This window comes from Nitrospirota bacterium (assembly GCA_004296885.1).
Taxonomy (GTDB): Bacteria; Nitrospirota; Nitrospiria; order Nitrospirales; family Nitrospiraceae; genus SYGV01.
Window position 1 is genome coordinate 1 of the sequence record SCVN01000016.1, and the last position, 21,002, is coordinate 21,002.

General features: G+C 62.7%; 23 protein-coding genes. 20 read left to right on the forward strand and 3 right to left on the reverse strand.

Annotated features, from left to right (window positions below):
- The 5 genes from EPO61_08865 to EPO61_08885 form a co-directional block, all read left to right on the forward strand.
- Positions 1 to 571: hypothetical protein (locus EPO61_08865; protein TAJ08217.1), on the forward strand; the 571-nt coding region annotated here is incomplete at its 5' end.
- A gap of 46 nt (positions 572 to 617) precedes the next feature.
- Positions 618 to 1,700, forward strand: a complete 1,083-nt coding sequence (locus EPO61_08870) for a HEAT repeat domain-containing protein (GenBank protein ID TAJ08218.1) — start codon at positions 618 to 620, stop codon at positions 1,698 to 1,700.
- 6 nt (positions 1,701 to 1,706) lie between these two features.
- Positions 1,707 to 2,810, forward strand: a complete 1,104-nt coding sequence (locus EPO61_08875) for a HEAT repeat domain-containing protein (GenBank protein TAJ08219.1) — start codon at positions 1,707 to 1,709, stop codon at positions 2,808 to 2,810.
- The gene (locus tag EPO61_08880; GenBank protein TAJ08220.1) at positions 2,803 to 3,573 is read left to right on the forward strand and encodes a HEAT repeat domain-containing protein; all 771 of its coding nucleotides are present in this window, start codon (positions 2,803 to 2,805) and stop codon (positions 3,571 to 3,573) included. The genes EPO61_08875 and EPO61_08880 overlap by 8 nt, the downstream gene beginning before the upstream one ends.
- 44 nt (positions 3,574 to 3,617) lie before the next feature.
- Positions 3,618 to 4,334 carry a HEAT repeat domain-containing protein gene (locus EPO61_08885; GenBank protein TAJ08221.1) on the forward strand — a complete coding sequence of 239 codons (717 nt, stop codon included), beginning with the start codon at positions 3,618 to 3,620 and terminating at the stop codon, positions 4,332 to 4,334.
- Between the two features lie 7 nt (positions 4,335 to 4,341).
- Here EPO61_08885 and EPO61_08890 read toward each other — a convergent pair whose 3' ends face one another.
- A complete protein-coding gene (locus EPO61_08890; GenBank protein TAJ08222.1) occupies positions 4,342 to 5,670 on the reverse strand; it encodes a UDP-glucose/GDP-mannose dehydrogenase family protein in 1,329 nt (442 codons plus the stop codon).
- A 238-nt stretch (positions 5,671 to 5,908) separates the two neighbouring features.
- Between EPO61_08890 and EPO61_08895 the strand changes: the two genes are divergently transcribed.
- From EPO61_08895 to EPO61_08905, 3 genes are all read left to right on the forward strand, one after another.
- On the forward strand, positions 5,909 to 6,319 hold the full coding sequence (locus tag EPO61_08895) for a CBS domain-containing protein (protein TAJ08223.1): 411 nt from the start codon (positions 5,909 to 5,911) through the stop codon (positions 6,317 to 6,319).
- A gap of 68 nt (positions 6,320 to 6,387) precedes the next feature.
- Entirely contained in the window at positions 6,388 to 8,007 is a 1,620-nt protein-coding gene (locus tag EPO61_08900) for a methyltransferase domain-containing protein (GenBank protein TAJ08224.1), read from the forward strand.
- 235 nt (positions 8,008 to 8,242) lie between these two features.
- On the forward strand, positions 8,243 to 8,722 hold the full coding sequence (locus EPO61_08905; GenBank protein TAJ08225.1) for a hypothetical protein: 480 nt from the start codon (positions 8,243 to 8,245) through the stop codon (positions 8,720 to 8,722).
- Positions 8,723 to 8,823: 101 nt separating this feature from the next.
- On the opposite strand, the gene EPO61_08910 is transcribed toward EPO61_08905, so the two are convergent.
- Together EPO61_08910 and EPO61_08915 are read right to left on the reverse strand one after the other, a co-directional pair.
- Positions 8,824 to 9,153, reverse strand: a complete 330-nt coding sequence (locus EPO61_08910; GenBank protein ID TAJ08226.1) for a hypothetical protein — start codon at positions 9,151 to 9,153, stop codon at positions 8,824 to 8,826.
- Between the two features lie 198 nt (positions 9,154 to 9,351).
- The gene (locus tag EPO61_08915) at positions 9,352 to 9,699 is read right to left on the reverse strand and encodes a 4Fe-4S dicluster domain-containing protein (protein TAJ08227.1); all 348 of its coding nucleotides are present in this window, start codon (positions 9,697 to 9,699) and stop codon (positions 9,352 to 9,354) included.
- A gap of 201 nt (positions 9,700 to 9,900) precedes the next feature.
- Between EPO61_08915 and EPO61_08920 the strand changes: the two genes are divergently transcribed.
- The 12 genes from EPO61_08920 to pnp all read left to right on the forward strand — a co-directional run bounded on the left by EPO61_08920 (position 9,901) and on the right by pnp (position 20,992).
- Entirely contained in the window at positions 9,901 to 10,404 is a 504-nt protein-coding gene (locus EPO61_08920) for a DUF192 domain-containing protein (protein ID TAJ08228.1), read from the forward strand.
- A 76-nt stretch (positions 10,405 to 10,480) separates the two neighbouring features.
- Positions 10,481 to 10,804 carry a hypothetical protein gene (locus EPO61_08925; GenBank protein ID TAJ08574.1) on the forward strand — a complete coding sequence of 108 codons (324 nt, stop codon included), beginning with the start codon at positions 10,481 to 10,483 and terminating at the stop codon, positions 10,802 to 10,804.
- Positions 10,805 to 10,820: 16 nt separating this feature from the next.
- The gene (locus tag EPO61_08930; protein TAJ08229.1) at positions 10,821 to 11,171 is read left to right on the forward strand and encodes a hypothetical protein; all 351 of its coding nucleotides are present in this window, start codon (positions 10,821 to 10,823) and stop codon (positions 11,169 to 11,171) included.
- Positions 11,172 to 11,191: 20 nt separating this feature from the next.
- Positions 11,192 to 12,022 carry a D-amino-acid transaminase gene (gene dat, locus EPO61_08935; GenBank protein TAJ08575.1) on the forward strand — a complete coding sequence of 277 codons (831 nt, stop codon included), beginning with the start codon at positions 11,192 to 11,194 and terminating at the stop codon, positions 12,020 to 12,022.
- 216 nt (positions 12,023 to 12,238) lie between these two features.
- Positions 12,239 to 12,754 carry a ribosome maturation factor RimP gene (locus EPO61_08940; protein TAJ08230.1) on the forward strand — a complete coding sequence of 172 codons (516 nt, stop codon included), beginning with the start codon at positions 12,239 to 12,241 and terminating at the stop codon, positions 12,752 to 12,754.
- Between the two features lie 55 nt (positions 12,755 to 12,809).
- Positions 12,810 to 13,979, forward strand: a complete 1,170-nt coding sequence (gene nusA / locus EPO61_08945; protein TAJ08231.1) for a transcription termination/antitermination protein NusA — start codon at positions 12,810 to 12,812, stop codon at positions 13,977 to 13,979.
- An 18-nt stretch (positions 13,980 to 13,997) separates the two neighbouring features.
- A complete protein-coding gene (locus tag EPO61_08950; protein TAJ08232.1) occupies positions 13,998 to 16,646 on the forward strand; it encodes a translation initiation factor IF-2 in 2,649 nt (882 codons plus the stop codon).
- 52 nt (positions 16,647 to 16,698) lie between these two features.
- Entirely contained in the window at positions 16,699 to 16,980 is a 282-nt protein-coding gene (locus EPO61_08955) for a DUF503 domain-containing protein (protein TAJ08233.1), read from the forward strand.
- A gap of 1 nt (position 16,981) precedes the next feature.
- On the forward strand, positions 16,982 to 17,350 hold the full coding sequence (gene rbfA / locus EPO61_08960; protein TAJ08234.1) for a 30S ribosome-binding factor RbfA: 369 nt from the start codon (positions 16,982 to 16,984) through the stop codon (positions 17,348 to 17,350).
- The gene (gene truB / locus EPO61_08965) at positions 17,334 to 18,392 is read left to right on the forward strand and encodes a tRNA pseudouridine(55) synthase TruB (protein ID TAJ08235.1); all 1,059 of its coding nucleotides are present in this window, start codon (positions 17,334 to 17,336) and stop codon (positions 18,390 to 18,392) included. Before rbfA ends, truB begins: the two co-directional genes overlap by 17 nt.
- Positions 18,393 to 18,470: 78 nt before the next feature.
- Positions 18,471 to 18,740 carry a 30S ribosomal protein S15 gene (locus EPO61_08970; protein ID TAJ08236.1) on the forward strand — a complete coding sequence of 90 codons (270 nt, stop codon included), beginning with the start codon at positions 18,471 to 18,473 and terminating at the stop codon, positions 18,738 to 18,740.
- Positions 18,741 to 18,883: 143 nt separating this feature from the next.
- On the forward strand, positions 18,884 to 20,992 hold the full coding sequence (gene pnp, locus EPO61_08975; GenBank protein ID TAJ08237.1) for a polyribonucleotide nucleotidyltransferase: 2,109 nt from the start codon (positions 18,884 to 18,886) through the stop codon (positions 20,990 to 20,992).
- Positions 20,993 to 21,002: the final 10 nt, after the last annotated feature.

Genomic DNA, 21,002 nt, shown 5'->3' on the forward strand with positions numbered 1-21,002 from the left:
GTTGATCGAGGCGATGAAGGACGGGGCCGTCAAGCGGCACGCCATCATGTCGCTGGGGATGATCGGGGACGCCAGGGCCCTGCCGGTGGTGTTGGATGCGATGCGCGGGAAGGGCATCCGCCAGGACGGCACGCCGACTCCCGGTTGTATCGTAAGCGAGGAAGCCTTCATCAAGGAAGCGGCGGCGACCGCCTTGGGTCACTTCCGGGACCCGCGCGTGATCCCGGAGTTGATTATGATGCTCAAGGACGGGGTCTTGCGTGAACGGGCCGCTGCCTCTCTGGTGCTGATCGGCGACACGGCCATCGAGCCCCTCGTCGCCTTTTTGCACGATCCCAAGGCGTCGGAGGTGGAGTCCAACGAACGGGCTCTCTCTTTTGCCACCAGCCGGTTGAGCGCCACCGATGCGCTGCGGAAGCTGACCCTTGAAACGCTCCATAAGCTGGGCTGGGACGTGCCGCTGGAAGACGAACGAGAAGTGAGTTCCAGCCAGACCGATAACCTCCGGGTGGACATGCCGCTGGGAGACACCGGGCGGTTCGGCCCCTCCGGCGATACGATCGGCACGTAATCCGCGCGGTGGAGTTCCGGCGAGACTGGCGTGCGAGCCGAGCACGATGGCCGATTACGTTGGCGAACAGATTGCCGCGCTCAAGGATGAGGATTGGGCGGTCCGCGAAGAGGCGGCTTCCGCGCTGGGGGCCAGCCGGGATGCGCGGGCCGTGGCACCTTTGGTGGCGCTGCTGAGCGACGGCGATCGGGCGGTGCGTCAGGCCGCGATCGCCGCCTTGACCGCCATCGGGGAGGCGGCGGTGCCGGCGCTGGGAGCCTGCCTGGCGGCTCCCGATTTAAACGTGCAGGAGTCCGCCGCGTCGATCCTGTCCGGGATCGCCGACCGCCGCGTCTTGGAACCCCTGCGCGCCGCGCTGGGGAGTCCCGATTGGATCGTCCGGATGCATGCGGCCCAGGCGCTGGGCCGGATCGGGGATGCCGGGGCGGTGGACGTCCTCATGCCGCTCCTGCAGGACAAGGTCAAGGCGGTGCGGGTGGATGCGGCCCAGGCGCTGGTGGCCATCGGTCAACCCTCCGTGCCCCACTTGCTGGACGCGATCAAGCATGAAGAATGGGTGGTCCGGCTGCATGCGGTGGAGGCGCTGGGACGGCTGAAATCCACCGAGTCGGTGGAGCCGCTCCTGTGGCTCCTCTTCAACGACCAGGACCAGGCGATTCGCGAAGACGCGGTCCGGTCGCTGGGGGAGATCGGCGATGCGCGGGCGGTGGATTTTCTCTTCCTGGCGATGAAGGACGTGGGCCTGCGCCATTTGGCTATCGAGGCGCTGGGCAAGATCGGCGATCGGCGGGCGGTTTCGGTTCTGGTGGAGGTGGTCACGGGAGCCAGCCGGCCGGCCGACAGCCGTGCGATTGCCGGGTGCGGCGATCGGTGGGATACGGAAATGCATGCCATGGAAGCGGCGGTGCGGGCATTGGCGTTGATCCGGGAAGAAGCCACGATTCCGACCTTAGTGGGCGCGCTGCAGAATACGGTGGTGCGGGCGGAAGCCGCCGCCGCGCTCGTTTCGTTCGGGCCGCCGGCCATCCCGTTTTTGTTGGGGGTGCTCAAGAGCGAGCGGGACGAGAACATTCTCTTCCACGCCAAAGATACGCTGGCGCAACTGGGCTGGCGCTCGGGGAGAATCTGAGCGGGTATGCCCAAGGAGTCGCTTGAGACGCTGATCTCCGAGCTGGTCCATGAAGAGGACTGGCGGCGGATGCGCGCCACGGCCGCCTGTCTGAAGGGCGGGCCCAAGGCGGTCCAGGCGCTGATCCATGTGCTGGAGACCGGGAGCGCGGCTCTGAAAATCGAAGCCGCGGGTATGCTGGCCCGGATCAAGGACCCCCATGGAGGCGTGCCGCTGGTGCGGCTGCTCCGAGACGAGGACCCGACGGTTTGCAAGGCAGGGGCTTTGGCACTGGAGCAGCTGGCCGGCGTGCTGGATCAGGCTGCGGCCCAGGCATTGGTGGAAGACCTCCATACGATGGCGGACGAGGGGCAACGGGCCACGGTGATCGCCCTCCTCGGAGTCATCCCCAACGCGATCCAGCCCTTGTGCGCCATGCTGAAGCACCAGGATGCCGCAGCCCGGGAAACCGCCGCCATCATTTTGGAACATTTGCTGGACCCTCGCTCGGCCGATGCGTTGGTGGATGCGATAACCGACCAGGCTGTGGCCGTCATTGCCATGCGCACGCTGAAGAAGCTGGGCGCGATCCGGGATCGGATCGATCAGATTTTTAATGCCTTGCGCGATGTCGAGGGGAGCGGCGAACGTGAGGAGGCCAGAATGGCCGCGGTCGTAGATTTGCTCGGCATCGGACGCCCGATGGTGGAGATCCTGATCGAGTATTTGGAGGACGAGGATTGGGTGGTGCGCGAAGCGGCGGCCGACTTGCTGGGCAAGATCGGCGATCTCCGTTCCGTGGATCCGCTCATGGAGCGGCTGCGGCAGGACAAGGATACGGGTGTCAAGGAGCTGGCCATGAAGTCGCTGGGCTTGATTGGCGATGCCCGCCCCATGCAGCTCTATATCGACGGCTTGCCGATCCGCCCGCTCCGGCCGCTGGCCATGGAGGCCCTGGCCAAGATCAAGGACGTGGAGGTGTTGCGCCCGTATCAGGACTTGTTTGAACAGCTCAAGACCGACCGGGACGGGCTGGTCTCGTACAATGCCGGCATGATCGTGGACAAGCTTCAGGCCGCGGCGATGCAGGCCGAACAGGCCGCCGCGACAGAGGGGGGCGAGGATGAGTGAGGAGCAGTATCACGAGCGAGTCAACCAATTGCTCTCGGCCCTGCGGGACGAAAATGAGGCGTTGCGGGACCATGCGGCCGCCAGCCTGGGGCAGATGGGCCTGGAGGCCTTGTCGGGCTTGATCGGCATGTTGGCCGATGAGGACACGGTCATTCGCGAGGCTGCGGCGAGCGCGATCGTGCGGATCGGGCCGGCGGCGGTGGAGCCGATGATCGAAGCGCTGGCGGACGACGAATGGGCGGTGCGGGAACAGGCCGCCAATGTCCTGGGCAAGCTCAAGGACCCGCGCGGCGTCGAGCCATTGATCAAAGCCCTCAAGGACAAAGATGGCGCCGTCCGCAGTTCGGCGGTCTGGGCCTTGGAACGGGTGGGGGATCCCCGCGCCGTGCCCGGGCTGGTGGAGGCGTTGAACGACGGGACGCTCCGGGAGGATGCGGCGCGGGTGCTCAAGAAGATCGGGGACGTGAGGGCCGTTGAGGCGCTCATCGAGGGTCTGCTCGGCAACAACTGGATGGTCCGCCGGCATGCGGCGGAAGCTTTGGGTAAGATCGGGGATGTGCGGGCCATGCCCTCGCTGATCGAGGCGCTGAAGGACGAAGACTGGCTGGTGCGGCGCAACGCGGTCGAATCCCTGGCGCGGTTGGGGGACCGGCGGGCGGTGGACTCGCTCGTACCGCTGCTGGAAGACGAGAACGAGATGGTGCAGGAGACCGTGGAGGGCGCCCTGGCCAGCCTCGGCTGGAAACCGCAGGCGACTAAGTAACGTCGGCTTCATTCACGTCATCGCGACACAGAAAAGAGGACCCTATGGCAGACGAAACACCGCAGCAACCGCCCAAGCTCATCCAGATCGGCCCCAAGGGAGGCGCCAAGAAGGACGGCTTCAACTTGGTCACCGAAAAAGTCGTCTCGGTGAATCTCGCGCTCAAGCAATTGGAAGTGGAGTTGCTGGCTTACGACGGCAAGACGGTCGTCCTGGATGTGGCCGAAGAGGCGCTCGAAGATCTCCAGAAGATCAAACCGGGCGACGGGGCGACCATCCGGGTGGTGGAAGAAGGCGGCAAGCGCGTCGCGAAGAGCTTCCGTATCCGATCCAAAGATCCGAACGCCGCGAAGGCGGACGCGATGCTGGTGGATCTCAAGGATACCCATTGGCTCAATCGGAAATATGCGGCGGAGTCCTTGGGCGACCTGAAGGCCGAGCGGGCGGTCGGTCCCTTGGTGGAGGCGCTGGGCGACGAAGTCGGGGATGTTCGGCAGCGGGCCTACGACTCACTCATCAAGTTGGGCGCCGTGTCCGTGCCGACGCTCATCCCCTTGTTGGTCTCGGAAGAGGACGAACTGCGTCAGTTCGCCACCGAGATCATCCGCAAGATCGGGAAGCCGGCCGTCGAGCCCCTGGCGGTGGCGTTGAACGAGGCGGACGATCGGCTCAAGAGCCGGATCATGAAGGTGCTGGACCGGATGGGATACAAGCCCAAGCCGAAAGAGGAGGGGGCCAGGCAGATCAGCGCCCAAAGCTGACCGAACGTTACGAGGTTGCCGGTTCAGGCCCGCAGGGCGGTCTTCCGACGGAGATGTAGCGCAACCCCAGCGCCCCGATTCGATCCGGTTCGTAGACGTTGCGCAAGTCCACGAAAATGGGCCGGCGCATCACCCGCTTGACGCGCTCAAAATCCAAGTTCCGGAACTGGTTCCATTCGGTCATCAGGATCAGTGCGTCCGCTCCCTGGGCCGCGTCATAGGCGTCCTTGCAAGCCTGCAACGTGGGCAGGAGCTTGGTCGCTTCTTCCAACCCTTCCGGATCGTAGGCTCGGATGGCGGCGCCCTTCTCGACCAATTGTTCCGCGATGGCCAGCGCCGGGGATTCCCGCAAGTCGTTCGTATTCGGCTTGAACGAGAGTCCCAAAAGGCCGACGGTCTTTCCTTTCAGGCCGCCGAGCGCAACCTGAATCTTCTCCACCATCCGCTGTCGTTGCCGCTCGTTCACCTCTGCGGCCTTGGCCGCGATCTCCATGTTCTCCCCTGCTTCCCGCCCGATCTGAACCAGCGCGGCCAGGTCTTTGGGAAAACAGGAGCCGCCGAAGCCGGGGCCCGCGTGCAGGAACTTGGGCCCGATGCGCCGGTCCAGGCCCATGCCTTTGGCGACCACTTGCACATCCGCGCCGACTTTCTCGCAGAGGTTGGCGATCTCGTTGATAAAGGAGATCTTGGTGGCCAAGAAGGCGTTGGAGGCGTACTTGATCATCTCCGCCGAAGTAATATCCGTGATGACGAACGGGGTTTCGATGAGGTAGAGCGGGCGATAGAGATCCTTCATGATCGCGACGGCTTGGTCGCTGTCCGCCCCGATCACCACGCGGTTGGGTCTGAGAAAGTCTTCGATGGCAGATCCTTCCCTCAGGAACTCCGGATTGGATACCATGTCGAAACGACAGGGGGCTGCCTGGTTGGTCTTGATGACCTGGCGAATCCTCTCGCCTGTCCCCACTGGGACGGTGGACTTGGTGGCAATGACTTTATAGCTCTTCATGTGCTGGGCGATGCCGCGGCCCACTTCTTCCACATAGGAGAGGTCGGCGGACCCGTCTGCGCGGGGCGGCGTCCCCACGGCGATGAAAATGACCAGGGCGTCCTCAACCGCTTTGGGCAAGTTGGATGTAAACGTCAGGTGGTTTTCCTTGATGCCCTTGTGGACCAGTTCGGTGAGCCCCGGCTCGAAAAACGGCACCTCGCCTTTCTCCAACTTCCCGATCCGTTTGGCATCCGTGTCCATACAAGTCACGTTCAGCCCGAATTCCGCGAAGCAGGCTCCCGTGACCAGTCCGACGTAGCCGGTTCCAATGACGCTAATGTGCATGGGGGATCCTTGTAGAGTCACAACCTGTTCAATAATTCAGAAATTTGACGGAAACGGCTTTCTTGCAGCGAAGTATAGCAAGGCACCTCGGGGGGTCGCAAGGAAATCAGTTGAAGATTGCGTGATGACGACGGGCAGAGACTGTCTGCGTCGATGCTCCGGTTGACTCCCCCGCAAGGGTCCAGTACAATTTTGCCTCGTTGCAGGCAGTGGCGTGTGAAGCTGAGGTAGGAGGTCCATGGCGCTTCAAAGCGGCGCAATGCTGCGGCCCTTGGCGGTAATGATGAACCGGGCGATTCGGACGGTCGGTCCGGACGCGACGCTGGCCGAAGCCGCGCGGTTGATGCGGGAGGCGCAAGTCGGGGCGCTGTTCGTCGTACGTGAGGGGGCCTACCTGGGCGTGGTCAGTGAGACGGATCTGGTCCGGAAAGCCATGGCCCAGGGGCTCGACCCGGCGCAGGTACCGGTCCGCGCCGTCATGAGCAGCCCCGTTATCACGATTGAGAGCGACTGTTCCGCCCACGATGCCAGCGATCTCATGGCCGACAAGGGCATCCGACACCTGGCCGTTACCCAAGATGGACAGGTCGTCGGAATGATTTCCGTGCGCGGCCTTCTGCGATACTTCAAGAACTGGGGTACGGTCTAGCTCATCCACCCTACGACTTCCATGCGACTCTCTTCTGTTCATCGTCCGACCGTTGGAATGTCCCTCGCATGACCGCTCCATCCGTTTCTGTTGCCTCGTCCCCCATCTCGCTATTCGCGACCGCGTTTCTGACCGGCGCCGTGGTGATGGCGCTTGAGATTTTGGGCAGCCGCCTGCTGGCCCCGGTATTCGGCAATTCCCTCTACGTCTGGGGCGCTTTAATCGGTGTCATCCTGGCCGCCATGAGCAGCGGTTATGCGCTGGGAGGCTGGCTGGCGGATCGCCATCACGGCGGTTCGGTGTTGGCCGGGCTGTTGCTGACGTCCGGGGCCTGGACGTTTCTGTTGGCCTGGAAAGGCGATCCCGTGATGTTCCAGGTCGCCGACTGGGTTCAGGATCCGCGCTGGGGGCCTTGTCTGGCCGCCAGTATTCTGCTCGCCCCTCCGGCACTTGGGCTCAGCGGGGTCTTGCCGGCGTTATTGCGGCTCTCCATCGGCGATATGGGACACCTGGGGAGGCACACGGGCCGCATGATCGCAGTCTCCACAGTCGGCAGCCTGGTCGGGACTTGGGGAACCGCGTTTTTCTTGCTGAGTTGGCTGGGCAGCGTGACTTTGGTGGCCCTGCTGGGAGCCGTTCAGGTCCTGCTCGGGCTCTTCTGGTGGTGGCGTTCGGTGGCTGTTCAGGCGCGTGCGGCCGTGAGGACCATCGGGAGCCTGGTGTTGGTGGGGGGCGGGCTTGGCCTGGCATGGTTGGCCTGGCATCCGGATTTGGTGCTGCCCGCGCCGGTCTATCAAGAGGACAGTCCATATCAGCAGCTCAGAGTCCGTGATACGGACCTATTGCGGATTCTGATTTTGGATCGCACCTTCCATGCAGTCATGTGGCTTGTCGAGCCGGTGGAATTGGTCTTGCCTTACAGCCATATGATGATGGCGGCGTTGGCCTTGATGCCGGAGCCGCAGGACCAGGGAACGGCGGCGAATGATCCTCCCAGGCGGGGGTTGATCCTGGGGCACGGGGGAGGCTCAATCGCGAAGTGGCTGGCTCGATACTGGCCTGAGCTGACCCTGGACGTCGTGGAGGTTGATCCCTCCGTAGTCCGGGCCGCCGAGCAGTATTTCAACTATACCCCGCCGCCGTCGCACCATGTCTATGTGAGGGATGCACGCTTGTTTCTGCGCACGGCGGCCGACCAGTATTATGATGTGATCTGGGTGGATGCCTTTGCGCGGCATCTCGTGCCCTTCCACCTCACCACCAAAGAGTTTTTCGCGGAGGTCCGGTCGCATCTCAAGCCCGATGGGGTACTGGCGGTTAATTTGGCGTCCTCGGGGAGCGGGCCGGACCGCCAACGCTCCCAGGCGGTGGTCGCGACGATGCGGACGTCCTTTCCCGTCATCGAGTCCTTTGCGGTAAAGGGATCGAAGGGGGCGGACAACCTGATTTTTTTTGCCGGGGCTCCCGCAGCGACGATACGCCATCCAGAATTTGCGGACCGGGTCAACCGTTTGATTGAAGGGCGACGGATGCCGGCCGAAGCCTCCGTGCTCTTGGCCACGAGACGAGAAGAGGCCTGGCCGGAAGGAGTGGTGCTCACCGATGACTATGCGCCGTTTGACTTGCTGATGGGGCGGGGCGAAGCGGGGATGGCAATGGCCACAGGCGGGATAGTGCTTGGCCGTTAGCGTGAGGCACAGCATGATCGGCATGGAGAATAATCGTAAACAATTCGAGCTATTGTGCAGGCTCGTGTTGGGCAAAGAACATTCTTGCTTCCCACTACCGCCTATGCTATAAGGGGCACCGGTCAGGTGGTGGTCGCCGATTCGTCGGTGTTGGCTCTAGTCATTGTTGTGCCGGGCGGGGTCTTCCTCATTCACTAACCTAATCACAGCTCTTTTCTTCCAAGGGAGGTAGGCTATGGGTAAGATGTTGTTGTCGGTATTTTTCGGCCTCGTGGTCTTGGTGGCCGGGACGTCGGTCTCGTTCGCCCACCATTCAGGCGGCGTCGAAATCGGCGACCTGGACACGGGCTCCGTGGTCGGCCAGGCGTTCAAGGAATTGACGGTGGATCAGGAACTCTTTGCCATCGAGCTCGGTGAAACCAAGGTCTGGTATCCGCCTGTGACGGTCATCGACTTCAAGGTGCGGCCCGGACGTCCGGTGGTCCTGAAGGTGACGAACAAGTCCAGCGCGGAACACGGGTTCTTGCTGACGGCGGACGAGTCGTTCGGTGCTCCGACCGTGCTGAAGGCCCAGGTGGTTCTGAAACCGGGAGAAACCAAGTACATCGGTGTGCCGACCAGCGACCTCTTCTACGCGACTCAGGGCGTGACGCTGGTCTACAAGTGTCACCTGCATCCGGGGCATGTCGGCGGGAAGCTGTTGATGATTAAGTAGCCTTTCCGGTATTTCCTGGTTCCAATACAGATACGCCCCGTCCGCCGTAACTGGCGGACGGGGCGTTCTCTTTTCAGGCCGACCGTGAGGACCTTGTCGGCTCAGGTTTGCTCGGGCTGACAGTCCCCCCCCTCAAGCGGGATGTTCTGTGCCGCGGCCAGTTTTCCCGACACGATCAGGAGCAAAAACCGATTTTCGGTCGGGGATGAACCGGATTGCCCTCTCACGATAGTGTGCAGGTCTATGACCAGTTCATTCTCCGTCTGCCACTGCGTACCGTTCACCACCCACAGGTGTCCAAGGGCGTCGGGGAATTGTTTGGCCATGAAGCTTTCGATCACGTTGGAAATGTCTCCGGACCCGGCGTGTAGGGGCGCCGTGATCCACAGACTTACTGCGAGGCAAATCAGGATTGTCCGTCGGAGTGGCATGGCAGGACCTCCGTGCAAAGAGGTGAAGCGCAGCAGCCGGAGCCGGCCCTGAAATGTGTTGACAGGGAGGCAGACCAGCACCGCAGCTTAGCCGACGATGTTTATTATATCATGACGGGAAACGGGCGAAGAAAAACCCCCATCCCGGCTGGGATGGGGGTTTGGCAAGACTGACGGTCTGGTTCGGGGTGGCTCTACTTAGTTCCGCACGCCGCTCCACACTTTGGCCGGATCGATGGCCTTTTCCGGGTTCAGGGTCTTGGCTTTTCCAAGCAGGACTTCCGTGGTCTCGGGATAGGCCGGATCGGCGATGCAACAGTTATCCACCGGACACACGGCCGCGCACTGGGGCTCGTCGAAGTGACCGACGCATTCCGTGCACCGGTCGTGGGTGATCACATAGATGCTGTCCCCTTCCCCCTGGCCCTCGCCCACATGATATCCCTTACCCTCTGCGTCGCCCCGGGTCTCGAAAATCGCCTCGTTGGGACATTCCGGCAGGCACGCGCCGCAGGAGATACATTCACTCGTAATTAAAAGAGCCATGACATCAGCCTCCTTCGAGTATTGACAACCACCTGCGACACTGACCATAGTGCGCATCGCAGGAGGGCACATTCTAGAACGCTACTTTCTTGCAAGTCAACAAGGAAAACGGCGATCAGAAGGCCTATCTGATTGATCTGTATGGGCCATTGGGCCTAGATTGGCGCCGCTCAAACAAGAGCGGAGAAGAATAAGAGAATCATGTCGGAATCGTCGGCTCCGCCGTCGCAGGCTCCCAAGCGAACCCGCGTTGTGATCCTGATCGTGTTGGCCTTGGGTTTGGTCACGGCCAGTTGGTTTTTAACCGATCAGCAGAACGAATCGCACACGATTCTGGTGACGTTCCCCAACGGGAAAATCCTTGAAACAGAAGTGGCCGATACGCCTGAAAAACTTCTCTTCGGGCTTGCGTTCAGGGAAGGATTGCCGCCGGACCAGGGGATGCTGTATATCTTCGAAACCTCTGATCGCCATCGCGTCAAGACCAAGGGGCTCCGGTTTCCGGTGGACATGATTTGGGCGGACGAGAGCCGGCATGTGGTGCAAGTCATTGCCGGCGCGCCACCCTGTTCGCAAGATCCCTGTCCATACTTCGGTCCGCCACCCGAGAAGGTCCGGTACTTGATTCAAGCGCCGGCCGGCTTCGCGAAGGAGAACCAAGTGGCGCCGGGAGGCGAGATGAAGTTCACGCTTCGGCTTCCGTGACTAGGCGGTTGTAGCGGCCATGCGGACGAGGTAAAGTTCGGAGAGAGATGGAAAGCTCGGGATGAAACAGAGGTCCATGGAAGGGTTTCAGTTGGTTGCGCGCGCGGAGGAGATTCCCGTAGGCGGCTCCAAGGTTGTCGAAGTCAATGCGCGGGAGATCGCCGTGTTCAACGTCAACGGCACGTTTCACGCCATTTATAATATCTGCCCGCATCAGGGCGGTCCGTTGGGCGAAGGAAGACTCAAAGGACACGTCGTGTCTTGCCCATGGCACGACCTGGCGTTCGACGTGCGGAGCGGCCTCGCGACGGACGGCGGAGGCAATTGCGTGGGCAGCTACCAGGTGCGGGTGAACGACGGCGAGGTTTTTGTCGGACCTCGCCGAAAAGTCCAGGATTGATGGCCAGGTTACGATAATGGTGAGTCACGATGGCACAGCAGGTGAGACGGACCGGGACACCAAGCACCTTTCGGTCCTGGTTGGGCAGCCGTTTGCGCTGCACTTGTGGGAAGACCGTACGCGCGGCGAGTTGTGGGTGCCCACTTACGATGCCGACGCGGTGGCGTTGATCAGCGACGATTTTTTGCGGACTGCAAGCAACAATGCGGTGGATACCGGCACACGGACGTTCGAATTCCGCGCGCTGGCGCCCGGCGAATACCGGCTGCTGTTCGAAAAGCGCATGGGCTGGAAATTTACGGCCGAGGATCGCCGGGTCTACCTGGTATCCGCCCGGGACGGCGCCGCTCAGTCGACAAGCCGATAGGAGTGGTAGGGATGCCGGCAATCGGGTTCGTCAATGGAACGTTCATGCCGCTGGAGCAGGCGACGGTCTCCGTGGAGGATCGCGGATATCAGTTCGGTGACGGGGTCTACGAGGTGATCCGTACGTACCGTGGCGCGCCGTTTCAGACCGACGCGCACCTGTCCAGATTGGCGCGGAGCGCACAGGCCATCGGACTACCCATGCCCTACTCGAATCGTGAGTGGAATGAACTGGTTACGGAAGGGCTCAAGCGGGCCGGCTTTGCCGAGAGCAAGGTCTACATCCAGCTTACGCGCGGCGTGGCTCCGAGAGACCATGCCTTTCCCCCCGAGAGTCGACCGACGGTGGTGATGACTATCCGGGAGTTGCGGCCTCTGGCCCAGGCCATCTGTGATGCCGGGGTTGAGGCGATCACGTTCGACGATATCCGGTGGGGACGGTGCGACATCAAGAGCGTGAATCTGCTGGCCAATGTCTTGGCCCGGCAACGGGCCAAGGAGGCCGGGGTCTTCGAAGCGATCTTCGTCCGGGATGGGGTGGTGACCGAAGGGTCGGTCAGCAACGTGTTTGTGGTTCGTCATGGGACCTTGGCCACGGCTCCGGAAGGGCCGTGCATCCTGTCGGGTGTGACGCGGGCCCTGGTGTTGGCCTTGGCCCGTAAGGAAAAGCTGTCGGTTGAAGAGCGGCCGGTGTCGCTGGACGAGTTGCGTCACGCCGACGAAGTGTTCCTTTGCGGCACCACGGTGGAAGTACTGCCGGTGGTGCGAATCGATGGCCAGGTCGTCGGCACGGGGAAGCCCGGGCCGCTCACCGGCCGACTAAGCGAGCGGTTCAAACAGGCCGTTACTTAGCCAGCGAACGGTCCTCGTTACCAGCCATTCAACCAGGTCCGCGAGCAGCGAGCGGGGGACCGACCGGGAATCTCGCCATCTCTCTTGCGCGGCTGTGTGCAAAAGTGGTAACGTACGGCGATTGGAAGTGGGCTCTGGCCCACTTTTTTGTTTGGATCGATCCCCGAGGGAGCCGCCTTGTCGTGCGACCTCCTCTGACCGACATAAGCGGGCAGCATGGAACCGGGTGAATTCCGGGACGATTTGGATCGGATTCGGGCTGTCGCCGCGCCGATCGTTCGCGCCCTGGCGCTTGAACTCGTGGATGTGGAATGCGCCGGCCAGGGGCAAGGCATGGTTCTGCGGGTTTTTATCGACAAGCCCGGCGGCGTGACCGTGCATGATTGCGAGCAGGTTCATCTCTCGCTCGGGCACGCGCTAGATGTTGAAGACCTGGTGGCGCATGCCTATACGTTGGAAGTCTCATCGCCGGGTCTGGACCGTCCGCTGAAGCGGCGCGAGGATTACGCCCGGGTGTTGGGGAAACAGGTCAACCTGAAGCTCAGGCAGCCTCGGGAGGGACAGTGGCGCTTGGTCGGCCGACTCCTTGCCGTCGATGAGCAGGGGCTGACCTTGGTCGTGCCGGCCGCAAAGCCGCCTGGCCATCGCCGTCGGGCGAGCCCCTCACCGGCGTTGCAGACGCAGCTGGAATGGGAGTCCATTGCGGCAGGTCGGCTGGAAGTCGAATGGTAGGAGCCGCAGTGCATACGGAGAAGGGGACGAGGAGTCACCAGGACGGGGAATTTGTATGAACTATCGAGACGTGATCGCACAGATCGATCAGATGGGGCGGGAAAAGGGCATCGACAAAGCTAAGGTCATCGGTGCCGTTGAGGCGGCGCTCCAGACGGCGGCCAAGAAACGCTTCGGACAGAGCGAGAATATTCAAGTTCAAATTGATCCGAAGACGGGCGAAATCGCCGTCGTTTCGCTCAAGACCATCGTCGAAACCGTCACCAATCCCAAGACCGAGGTCTCGCTCCTGGAGGCTCGCAAAGTGGACAGCGGCGCCGAAGTCGGGGACGAAATCGGCGATACGATCGGCATCGAGGAACTGGGCCGGATCGCCGCCCAGACGGCCAAGCAGGTGATTTGTCAGAAGGTCCGCGAAGCCGAATGGGAAGCGGTACAGCGCGAGTATGCTACGCGCCAGGGTGACCTGATCAACGGGATCATTCTCGGCCAAGAGCGGCGTAACTACCTGGTGGACCTCGGCAAAACCGAAGCCATTTTGCCGATCCAGGAGCAAATCCCGCGCGAGTCCTACCGACGCGGGGATCGGGTCAAGGCCTACTTGCTGGAAGTCCGGAGGACGCCCAAGGATGTGCAGGTGATCCTGTCTCGAACCCATCCCCAATTCGTGTCGAAGCTGTTCGAATTGGAGGTCCCGGAAGTGAGCGAGAAGATCGTCGAGATCAAGGGGATCGTGCGGGAACCTGGGGACCGGACCAAGATTGCGGTGTCGTCGCGGGATAAGGCCGTCGATCCGGTCGGGGCCTGCGTGGGTATCAAGGGGTCCCGCGTGCAGGCGGTTGTGCGGGAACTCCGCGGAGAAAAGATCGACATCATCGCCTGGACCTCCGATCCCCGCGTGTTCATCGCCGAGGCGCTGAATCCGGCCAGCATCGAGAAGGTGGGGATCGACGAGGAAAAGAAGTCGGCGCTCGTCGTCGTGGCCGACTCCCAGTTGTCGTTGGCCATCGGCAAGAACGGTCAGAACGTGCGTCTGGCCGCCAAGTTGACCGGGTGGAAGATCGATATCATCAGCGCCACGGAATACGAAAAGGAAAAAGTCGAGCGGGACAAGGAAATCAAGGCGGCTCTGGCTGAAGAAGCCGAGGCGCAGCGTGAGCAGGATGAAGCGGCGAAGGCACAACGGGAAGCGTCCGACGAGTCGGCCCAGCCGACAGCCAACTGAGGTGTGACAGGATTGCTTATGCGGGTGTACGAACTGGCGAAGAAGCTCGGAATGGAAAACAAGGAGCTTATCCCCGAGCTCAAGCGGCTGGGCATTGCGGTGGCTTCGCACAGCAGTGCGCTCGAGGAAGACGTGGTCCAGAAGGTGCTGGACAAGCTGGCGCCGAAGGGCAAGGTTAAGTCATCGGCCAAGCCGGAGGAGAAGAAGGCGGAGGCTGGTCGCAAGGAAGAGACGAAGAAGGAGCCGGGGCTTCGCAAGACGGGGGCAACGCTTCCTAAACAGGCGAGCGCCAAAGCGGAGCCGGCCGTCACGGACGAGTCGCCCAAGCTCGATAAAAAGCGCATTCTGTTCAAACGCAAGAAGACGGATGAGGAAATTGCCGCGGACGATGCTGCAGCGGCCAGTCTGGCGAGCGAGCTTGCCCAGGTGGTCAGCGGGCCGCCGCCGCCGGTCTCTGAGCCAGGGCTGGCTCATCCAGTTGCCCAAGCGGGGCCCGGAGCGGTTGAGCCGGAGGCGCCCGCTGTTTCGAGTCCAGCCGACCTCAAGGCAGACCAACTCGGGCTCTCGCATGAGCCGACTTCCCCTGTTGCGCCGATTCCGACGGCGCCTGTGCCTCCCGCCCTCGGTGGCGTCGTGCCGCCTGTCCCCACGGGGGGAGCACCGGCCGAGTTGCGCGCAGAAAAGAAGAAGGGGATCATGCTGGAGCCCTTGGTGGGTGAGGCGGGCCTGAAGGATAAACTCAAGAAAGCCAAGAAGCCGGGGCGTGTCCGCGACGACGAAGCGCTGAAGTCCAGGGAAGACGCGGCCCGCTGGCAAGACTTGCGGGCGATCCCGGTGCATCGTCGTGAGAGCCGGTCCCGCCACCTGGAGCCCTCCCCGTCAACCGAGGTTACCAAGCCACGGAAAAAAGTAATCAAGCTGTCCCCGGGTCTGACAGTGAAGGAATTTTCAGAGCTCGTCGGGCAACGGCCTGGGGACATCATCCGGAAGCTCATGGAAATGGGGCAGATGCTCACGCTCAACCAGGCGATGAACCTGGAAGCCGCCATGTTGATTGCCGAAGGGCTGGGGTTGAAGACCGAAGCCGCGGGTGAAAAGGAGGGCGAGGAACTGCTGCAAGAAGCCACCGAGTGGGCCGAAGAGGAGCAGTTGGCGCCGCGGCCGCCCGTGGTCACGATCATGGGCCACGTGGACCACGGCAAGACCTCGCTCCTGGACGCCATTCGACAGACGAACGTCACGGCGCAGGAGGCGGGGGGAATCACCCAGCATATCGGAGCTTACACGGTCACCGTCCACGGCAAGCAGGTGACGTTTTTGGACACTCCCGGCCACGAGGCATTTACCGCGATGCGGGCCCGCGGCGCCAAGATCACCGATCTCGTCGTGCTGGTGGTGGCAGCGGATGACGGCGTGATGCCCCAGACCGTGGAAGCGATCAACCATGCGGTGGCGGCGAACGTTCCGATCATCGTGGCGATCAACAAGATCGACAAACCGGGCGCCAACTCCGAGCGGGTGAAGCATGCCTTGGCGGAGCACAACCTGATCCCGGAATCCTGGGGCGGGCAAACGATCTTTGCGGAAGTCTCCGCGAAACAGAAAACCGGCTTGGAGTCGTTGCTGGAAATGATCCTGCTCCAATCCGAGGTGCTCGAGTTGAAAGCGGACCCCACCCGTCCCGCCAAGGGCGCGGTGGTGGAGGCGAAGCTGGATCGGGGCCGCGGACCTGTCGCCACGGTCTTGGTGCAGGGCGGCACACTCAAGGTCGGCGATGCGTTCGTCGTGGGGACGTTCAGCGGACGGGTGCGGGCGCTGGTTTCCGACAAGGGCGAGAAAGTGTCCGAAGCCGGGCCGTCGACGCCGGTGGAAGTCATCGGTTTGCCGGGCGTGCCGGCGGCCGGCGACCCGTTCATCGTGGTGCAGGACGAGCGCGTGGCTCGCGAGATCGCCGAATCCCGTCAACAGAAACAGCGGAGCGCCGACTTGGCCGCCGGGTCCACGCGGGTGACGCTGGACGATCTGTTTTCGCGGATCAAAGAGGGAGAGGTCAAGGAACTGGCTCTGGTCATCAAGTCCGACGTACAGGGTTCGGCGGAAGCGCTCTCCGAAGCGGTGGAGAAGCTTTCCACGCCAGCCGTGAAGCTGCGCGTGATTCACCAGGGCGTCGGAGGCATCACCGAAACCGATGTGCTCCTGGCCTCGGCGTCTCGGGCCATCATCATCGGGTTCAACATCCGCCCCGAACCCAAAGCCGCCGCGTTGGCCGAACGCGAAGGCGTGGACGTCCGGCTCTACACGATCATCTATGACGCGATCGCGGACATCAAGGCGGCGATGGAAGGATTATTGGAGCCGACGTTGAAGGAGCGGGTGCTGGGCCGGGCCGAAGTGCGGCAGGTCTTCTCAATCCCCAAAATCGGGGTGATCGGAGGCTGCTACGTGATCGACGGGACGATCAGCAGGGCCAGCGCCGGCGTCCGTGTCATCCGCGACCATACCACGGTCTATGAAGGGCGACTCGGGTCGCTCCGCCGGTTCAAGGACGACGTGCGCGAAGTGCAGCAGGGCTATGAATGCGGAATCGGGGTCGAGAATTTCGGGGACCTGAAAACCGGCGACGTGCTCGAAGTCTACGTCGTGGACAAGGTGGCTACGAAGTTGTGAGCCGGCCCCCTCGTCCGGCGCTTGCCGCCTCTCTCACCGCTGCGTCGTCGATATGATCGTCGGGCTGTGCACGGTTGAGCTGTACATCCCTGACGCCCACTCCCTGAAGGCGAAGCGGCAGGTGCTCCTGAGCCTCAAGGATCGCCTGCGCGACAAATTCAACGTGTCGGTTGCGGAAGTGGACGAACAGGATTTGTGGCAAAAGGCGGTGCTCGGTATCGTCTGCGTGGCCAACGAGGGAAAGCACGTGAATCAGGTACTGGACCAAGCGGTCAATGTGATCCGGTCGGTCCCGCTGGTGGAACTGGTGCAAGTCCGCATCGAGCTGCTCTGAGATGGCCAAAACGGCATACAAGCGGGCCAACCGCGTAGCCGACCAGATTCGGATGGAAGTGGCCGAGATCATCATGCGGAAGACCAAGGATCCCCGCGTGGCCTCGGTGACGGTGACGGATGTGAAGCTGACCGATGATCTCCGGTTGGCGCGGGTGTTCGTGACGACAGGGGCCGATGGCCAACATGAGGCCGAGGCGTTGGCTGGCCTGGCCAAGGCGGGCGGGTTTATTCGCGCCGAACTCGGACGGCGGCTGCACTTGCGGTACACGCCGGAATTGATTTTCCAGAAGGACGTGAGCGGCCCCAGGGGAGACCGGATTCTGGCCCTCTTGGAACAAGTCGAGGTCAAGGATACACCTCAGGACTGAAGGCCCTTCGTTGTGTGCGGTTCTTGTGAGGGATGCCGTGGTCGGTGCGCGAGTAGAGCGTTTGGTCGAGCAGTCCGTCGCAAGGCCCAGGGCCGTCGCCAAGTCTGTTGATGGGGTGTTGGTGGTCAACAAAGCGCCGGGTTGGACGTCCCATGACGTGGTGGCGAAGCTGCGGGGACTGTTTCGGGGGCGGAAAGTCGGGCATGCCGGCACGCTTGATCCTGCGGCGACCGGGGTGCTGCCGATCCTGCTGGGCAAGGGGACGCGCATCGCCGAGTACCTGATGGACTGGGACAAAGAATACCGGGCGGTGTTGCGTTTGGGCGAAACCACGGATACACAGGATGCCACCGGGACGATCTTGGAAGCACGCTCAACGGCGGGGTTGACGGAGGAGGCGATCCGGTCGACGATCGGGCGCTTTCAAGGACGGGTGGCGCAGGTGCCGCCGATGTACTCGGCGGTCAAGGTCGGGGGGGTGCCGCTGTACAAGGCGGCTCGAGCCGGACGGACGGTGGAACGGGAGTCCCGGGAAGTCACGGTGCACGGGATCGAGGTGCAGGGTATTGCCGGGCGGGATGTCTCGCTCTCGGTCCGCTGCTCCAAGGGGACCTACATCCGGACGCTCTGCGCGGATATCGGGGAGGCGCTGGGCGTTGGCGGGCACCTCTTGACGCTGGAGCGACGGCGCGTGGGCCCGCTGACAATTGAGCGCGCGCTGACCGTGGAAGAGGTCGAAGCTCGGTTCCCGTTCGGACATCTGGAAGACGAGGTGATTTCGCTGGACGCCGCGCTGGCCGCTGTGCCCGCCGTCATTGTAGACGAGGCCACCGCGTTGCGGACCCTGCATGGGGTCCCGGTGCCTTGGCGGGCGGCCCAGTGGGCGGACAATGTCGGAGTGGCGAATGGACGTGGCGGCCAGACGGTGCGCGTGAAGGACCGAGTGGGCCGCCTGTTGGCGCTGGGCCGGGTGCCGCAGGAAGCAGGGGCCGAGATCGCGATTCTCAAGGTGTTGGCGGAGGTGAATCCGCAGCCGGCATAGCGGTGTGTGTATCAGAGGGTGGGGCAGTAAAAGGGACAAGGGCTCGCACGGAAAGACGTATTGATCGGAGGGAAGGACATGGCGTTGACCAAGGAAGCGAAGACCGAGGTGATTCAGGGGTACAGGCGGCACGGGACCGATACGGGTTCTCCGGAAGTCCAGATCGCCGTGCTTACCAACCGGATTACCTACCTAACGGAGCATTTCAAACTGCATAAGAAGGATCACCATTCGCGGAGGGGACTCTTGGAGTTGGTCGGCCGCCGCCGCCGCCTGCTGGATTACCTGCGCGGAGTGGATGACGGACGGTACCGGGCTGTCCTCGAGAGACTGGGCATCCGGAAGTAACACCAGATCCCCGGCGCCTATCCTAGTTAGGGGGGCGCCGGGGCACTGTCGCCACAGGTGAACACGGACATGGGCTGTGCCCGTCGGCGCACAACCTATCTCTGTGGGCATCTGTGGGGCAGGAACGGAAGGAGACTGTAACCATGGTGCACACAATTGACATTGACGTGGCCGGCCGGACGTTGCGGCTGGAGACCGGCCGCATGGCCAAACAGGCCGGCGGGTCGGTATTGGCCTCTTATGGGGACACGGTGATTCTGGCTACGGCCGTGGCTTCCCAGACCGTCAAGCCCGGCATCGATTTCCTGCCTCTCACGGTTGATTACCAGGAAAAGGCCTATGCGGCCGGCAAGATTCCGGGCGGCTATTTCAAGCGCGAGGGCCGGCCCTCCGAAAAGGAAGTGCTGACCAGCCGGCTAATCGATCGTCCGATGCGGCCGCTCTTTCCGGAAGGCTACTACTACGAGACGCAGGTCATCGCGTCGGTCCTGTCGGCGGACCAGACCGGTTCCTCGGACATCGTGGGAATCACCGCGGCCTCTGCTGCCTTGACGCTCTCGGATGTTCCCTTCGGCGGCCCCGTGGCCGGGATCAAGATCGGCCGGGTGAACGGGCAGTTCGTGATCAACCCTGACCTGACGGCGCTGGAAACCAGCGACCTGAACCTGACGGTGGCCGGCACGGCTGATGCCGTCATGATGGTGGAGGGCGGCGGCAGCGAGCTGCCTGAGTCGGTCATGATCGATGCGATCGAGCTGGCCCACGCCGAGATCAAGAAGATCGTGGCCAAGATTCTGGAACTGCAGGCGAAGGCGGGCAAGCCGAAGCGGAAAGTGCAAGCCGAGCAGATCGACCCGGTCTTGACCGAAGAGGTCCGCAAGCTGGTGGCGGGACCGATCCGGGACGCCATCATGATTCCCAACAAGTCCGCCCGCCAGGAGCGGCTGGATCAGGTCCTCGCGGAGACGGTCGACAAGCTGAAGACCGACGATCCGAATCGCAGCCGGCACATCAAGCTGGTCTTTCACGGGCTTGAATATACGGAAGTCCGGGACATGATCCTGGAGCGCGGGGTGCGGGCCGACGGCCGGGGGCCTGCGGACATTCGTACCGTGACCTGCGAGGTCGGGGTCCTGCCGCGCACTCACGGGTCCGCCTTGTTTACCCGGGGTGAAACGCAGAGTCTGGCGGTGGTCACGCTGGGCACGACGGAGGATGAGCAGCGGATCGACGCCCTCGAGGGGCAGTACTACCGGACGTTCATGCTGCACTACAACTTCCCCCCCTTCAGCGTCGGCGAGGCGCGGCCGCTCCGTTCTCCTGGCCGCCGTGAAGTGGGGCACGGGGCCTTGGCGGAGCGGGCGATCAAGTCGGTGCTTCCGACCAAGGAGGAGTTCCCCTACACGCTGCGCCTGGTGTCGGACATCCTGGAGTCCAACGGGTCTTCTTCCATGGCCACGGTCTGCGGCGGGACGCTGGCGCTGATGGACGCGGGGGTGCCGATCAAGGAGCCGGTGGCCGGCATTGCGATGGGGCTGATCAAAGAGGGCGAGCGGGTGATGGTGCTCAGCGATATCCTGGGCCTGGAGGATCATCTCGGAGACATGGATTTCAAGGTGACCGGCACCAAGAACGGGGTGACGGCCTTGCAGATGGATATCAAGATCGCCGGCATCACGCCGCAGTTGATGCGTCAGGCCCTTGATCAGGCCCGGAAGGGCCGACTCTACATCCTGGACCGGATGGCCGCCGCGTTGGCCGCGCCGAGGACGAACCTCTCCGCCTTTGCCCCCCGCATCTTTACGTTGAAGATCAAGCAGGACAAGATCCGCGACGTGATCGGGCCGGGCGGCAAGATGATCCGGAGCATCATCGCCGACTGCGGCGTGAAGATCAACGTGGAGGACACGGGGGCGATCTCGATCGCAGCCGTGGACGAGGCCTCCGCCAAGAAAGCGATCGAGCGGATCAACCAGCTGACCGAGGAGGTCGAGGTCGGCAAGCTGTACCTGGGCACCGTCCGCAAGATCATGGACTTTGGCGCGTTCGTGGAGATCATTCCGGGGACCGACGGCCTGGTCCACATTTCTCAGCTCGCGCACCATCGGGTCAAGGCAGTGGCCGACGAGGTCGCAGAGGGCGACCAGATCATGGTCAAGGTGCTGGAGATCGACAAGCAAGGGAAGATCCGGCTCAGCCGCAAGGAAGCGATGGCGCCGCCCTCGGACGCCAAGGAGCCGGCCGCCTCGTAACGATCGGGGA